Here is a 4252-nt window from a genome sequence, read left to right as displayed (position 1 = left end):
GACGTGGGTCGAGTGAACCGGTTGTCGGACGCCCAGCTCAAGCGTGTCCTCGACCACATCGAGACCGCTCTTCACGAGCCGCTTTCGATCGATCGCCTGAGCCGGGTGGCCGGCGCGAGCAGCTCGCATCTGCGCACATGGTTCAAGGCCGCGATGGGTGTCACCTTGCATCGCTACGTGTTGCGGCGCCGAGTGGAAAGGGCGTGCGTCCTGCTGCGGCGCGGCGATCTCGGCACGAGCGAGGTCGCGGCGTTGACCGGCTTTGCGCACCAGTCGCATCTGGCGCATTGGATGCGCCGGGAGATCGGCCAGACGCCGCGCGACTTGCGACGGGCGCAGAAGTGACTTCCGCTCGTCAGTCTTTCAGCGATTTGCCGAGCCGTCCGGCGAGGTCCTGCGTGAACTGCCAGGCGACACGGCCGGAACGGCTGCCACGCGTCGTTGCCCATTCCAGCGCTTCGGCGCGCAATTGCTCGGGATCGATGGCCAGGTCGTGATAGCGGACATAGCCGTCGATCATGTCGAGATATTCGTCCTGCGAGCATTTGTGGAAGCCGAGCCACAGGCCAAAACGATCTGAAAGCGAGACTTTTTCCTCGACCGCTTCGGAAGGATTGATGGCGGTCGAGCGCTCATTGTCGATCATGTCGCGCGGCAACAGATGCCGGCGGTTGGACGTGGCGTAGAAAATGACATTGCCCGGCCGGCCTTCGACGCCGCCTTCCAGCGCCGCCTTCAGCGACTTGTAGGAGGTGTCGTCATGGTCGAAGGAGAGGTCGTCGCAAAACAGGATGAAGCGATAGGGAGCCGCCTTCAGGAGACCCATCAGCTTGGGCAGCGTGTCGATATCCTCGCGATGGATCTCGATCAGCTTCAGCGGCCGGTCGAGCTTGTCAGAGGCGTTGACGGTGGCATGCACGGCCTTCACCAGAGACGACTTGCCCATGCCGCGCGCGCCCCACAACAGCACGTTGTTGGCCGCATAGCCGGACGCGAAGCGCTCGGTGTTGTCGAGCAGGATGTCGCGCACGCGGTCGACGCCGCGGATCAGGCCGATATCGACGCGGTTCACCTTGCGCACCGGCTCCAGGAAACCGGGATCAGCCTGCCAGACGAAGCAGTCCGCCACGCCGAGATCGGTCTGTGGCACCGGCGGCGGGGCGAGACGGGAAACCGCCTCGATCAGGCGATCCAGTTTCTTGTTCAAGGCGTCCAGGCTGTCGGTCATTTTGGGTCTTTTTTGTTGAGGTCCTTCAGCGTGTGGGAGCAGCTTCCATGACATCGCTGCAAGAACCAGGTCCAAGCTTTTGTTGGAGCATGATCTTTCGGGGGCCTCGAAGCCGCTTCCGCTGCGACGCTCTAGCACGCCGCAAACGGCTGGAAAAGCAACGGATTGGGCCCGCAGCGCAGTTGCATTGGCAAGTTTACCGACTATATTCCGGCCAAATTTTCGCGGGGCGGCCGCGGCGGAATTTCACCATCCAGGAGTTTCTTGATGTTCGTTACACCGGCATACGCCCAGGGCGTCGGCGCTTCGCCAGACATGTTCATCTCGATTTTGCCGTTTGTCCTGATTTTCGTGATCATGTATTTTCTGATCATCCGGCCGCAGCGCGCGCAGCTGAAGAAGCGCCAGGAAATGCTTTCGGCGGTGCGCCGCGGCGATACGGTGGTGACCGGCGGCGGCTTCGTCGGCAAGGTGACGAAGGTGATCGACGACAATGAGCTGGAGATCGACCTTGGCGGCGGAACCAAGGTGACGGCGCTGCGTTCGACGATCTCGGACGTGCGCGTCAAGGGCGAGCCGGTGGCGAACCAGAACGCCAAGAAGTAAGCGCAATCCCGGCGGCGATGGCCGCGGGCAGGGCTCCGACGAACGGCAACATATGGTCTATTTTTCGCGCCTGAAGATCGTTTTGATCGGGCTTGCCCTGGTCTCGATGGTCTTTGGCGCGTCGGCTGTTTTTGCATCGGTGCCGGGCGCACATGTTCTGCTTCACCTGGATAGGGAGCAGGTAAGAAGCCGCCGGCTGGAAGCAACGCGGGATCAGATCAGGACGCTGCTTCGCGACGCCGAGCCGAAGATCAACTATAACGGTCTTGTCGTATCGGGCCTGACCGTTCAGCTGCGCATTAGCGATGCCTCGCAGGTCGAGGCCGCCAAGGCGGCGCTCAAGGCGGTGGTCGATCCCATTGCCGGCAAAGAAGGTCCGGTCCAGGAGTTTGCGCTCGACGATAGCGAGCCCGGCCTGTTGAAGTTCACCATGACGGATGCCGGAGCGAAGTATCGGACCTCTGCCGCGCTCACACAGTCGATCGAAGTCATCAAAAACCGGCTGAACGAACTTGGCGTGGCCGATGCCACGGTTCAGTTGACGGATGACGGCATACTGGTTCAGGCGCCGAGCGTCGCGGATTTGCACGGTCTGGCGCAAACCCTTGCGCGGCAGGGTCGACTGCGCTTCCGGTTGGTCGATACTTCGATGCCGGTGGACGACGCGGTCAATGGCCAGCCGCCTGCCGGTTCAACCGTGCTTTACACGCCGGACGATCCGCCAGTTCCCTATCTGATCGAAGACCGGGTGCTTGTCTCGGGCGACAGCGTGCTGGACGCGAAAGCGACCCACGACAGTTCGACAGAAGAGTTTGTCGTCGCATTCCGGCTCGATTCCAAGGGTACGCAACGTTTCAAGTGGGCGACCACGCGCAATATCGGCAAGCCGTTTGCGGTGATTCTGGACGATCAGGTGATTTCAGCGCCCATCATCCGGGAACCCATTGAGAATGGCACCGCACAGATATCGGGGAATTTCAGGGCCGAGAGCGCCAAGGAGTTCGCCGTGTTATTGCGCACCGGCGCGCTGCCGGCGAGATTGACAATCGTCGAGGAAGCGCGATAGGGCCGGCCGTGGTCGGAACGATAACCATAGCTGACACCCTCGCCGATGGCGGAACGCTGCCGCTTGTACGCCTGAACGGATAAGAACGAATGCTTTATTTCTCGCGCCTGAAGATGATCCTGATCTGGCTCGCCGTGGCCATCACAGTGATCCTCGCCGTGCCCAATCTCTTCCCGGCAAGCACGCTGGCGCAATTGCCGAGTTGGGTGCCGAAGCGGCAGATGACGCTCGGCCTCGATCTTCAGGGCGGTTCGCACATCCTGCTCCAGATGGATCAGAACGACCTGATCAAGGATCAACTGGAGACCACGCGCGACGAGATCAGGACCTGCTGCGCGACGCCAAGATCCAATACACCGGCCTTGGCGGAACCGGCCGGACCGTTCAGGTGCGCATCAACGATCCAAGCCAGGTCGAAGCCGCCAAGACGGCGCTGAAGCCGATAACTAATCCGGTCGCGGCCGGGCTCTTTAGCGGTGGTTCCGTTCAGTCGATGACCCTGGATGATTCCGAGCCTGGGTTGCTGAAGTTCACCGTCACGGATGCTGGCATCAAGTATCGCACATCAACGGCATTGTCGCAGGCGATCGAAGTGGTGGAGCGGCGTGTCAACGCGCTCGGCACCACGGAACCGATCGTGCAGCGGCAGGGTGACGATCGCATTCTGGTTCAGGTGCCCGGACTGCAAAATCCGCAAAGGCTCAAGGACATCATCGGCCAGACCGCCAAGCTGACCTTCCAGATGGTCGATACGTCGGTGCCGGTCCAGGACGCGATGAAAAATCGACCGCCGCCCGGCGACTCCGTCCTTTACTCGCAGGACGATCCTCCCGTTCCTTATCTGGTTGAAAACCGCGTCATCGTGTCGGGCGAAGACCTGTCGAACGCGACGCCGACCTATAACTCGCAGACCAACGAGCCGGTCGTTTCGTTCACCTTCAATTCCCGCGGGGCGACGCGGTTCGGCCAGGCGACCCAGCAGAATGTCGGCAAACCTTTTGCGATCGTGCTAGACAATCAAGTCATCTCGGCGCCGGTCATCCGTGAACCTATCCTTGGCGGCACGGGGCAGATTTCGGGGAACTTTACGGCCGAGAGCGCCAACGACCTCGCCGTCCTGCTGCGCGCCGGCGCCTTGCCGGCGAAATTGACCATCATCGAAGAGCGCACAGTCGGCCCGGGCCTCGGCCAGGACTCGATCCACGCCGGCAAGGTGGCGGGCGTGATCGGCTCGATCCTCGTCGTTGCCTTCATGTTCGTCGCCTATGGCTTCCTCGGCTTTATCGCCAACGTCGCGCTCGCGGTCCACGTGGCGATGATCGTGGGCGCGCTATCGCTGCTCGGCGCTACGC

Annotated in this window: 4 protein-coding genes and 1 pseudogene; 4 read left to right on the top strand and 1 reads right to left on the bottom strand. The window is 61.7% G+C overall.

All coding sequences use genetic code 11. The features are described from left to right. Nucleotides 1-345, top strand: a 345-nt coding sequence (locus EOA24_RS29130) for an AraC family transcriptional regulator (protein ID WP_133374661.1), incomplete at its 5' end; no start/stop codon positions are given. A gap of 10 nt (nt 346-355) precedes the next feature. Here the strand turns inward: EOA24_RS29130 and EOA24_RS29125 are convergent. Continuing rightward, nucleotides 356-1228 (bottom strand): ATP-binding protein, encoded by an 873-nt coding sequence (locus EOA24_RS29125; RefSeq protein ID WP_126082296.1) that lies wholly within the window; start codon nt 1226-1228, stop codon nt 356-358. A 267-nt stretch (nt 1229-1495) separates the two neighbouring features. Between EOA24_RS29125 and yajC the strand changes: the two genes are divergently transcribed. The 3 genes and pseudogenes from yajC to secD form a co-directional block, all read left to right on the top strand. After that, complete coding sequence (gene yajC, locus EOA24_RS29120) at nt 1496-1834, top strand: preprotein translocase subunit YajC (protein WP_041004168.1); 339 nt, start codon at nt 1496-1498, stop codon at nt 1832-1834. Between the two features lie 52 nt (nt 1835-1886). After that, the gene (locus EOA24_RS29115) at nt 1887-2900 is read left to right on the top strand and encodes a hypothetical protein (RefSeq protein WP_126082297.1); all 1014 of its coding nucleotides are present in this window, start codon (nt 1887-1889) and stop codon (nt 2898-2900) included. Nucleotides 2901-2989: 89 nt separating this feature from the next. Beyond that, a pseudogene (gene secD / locus EOA24_RS29110) lies at nt 2990-4252 on the top strand (protein translocase subunit SecD); the annotation flags it as partial.

This window comes from Mesorhizobium sp. M2A.F.Ca.ET.039.01.1.1 (genome assembly GCF_003998035.1).
Classification (GTDB): Bacteria; Pseudomonadota; Alphaproteobacteria; order Rhizobiales; family Rhizobiaceae; genus Mesorhizobium.
The sequence above is the reverse complement of the archived record's forward strand: the minus strand, read 5'-3'. Positions and strand labels throughout refer to the sequence as shown.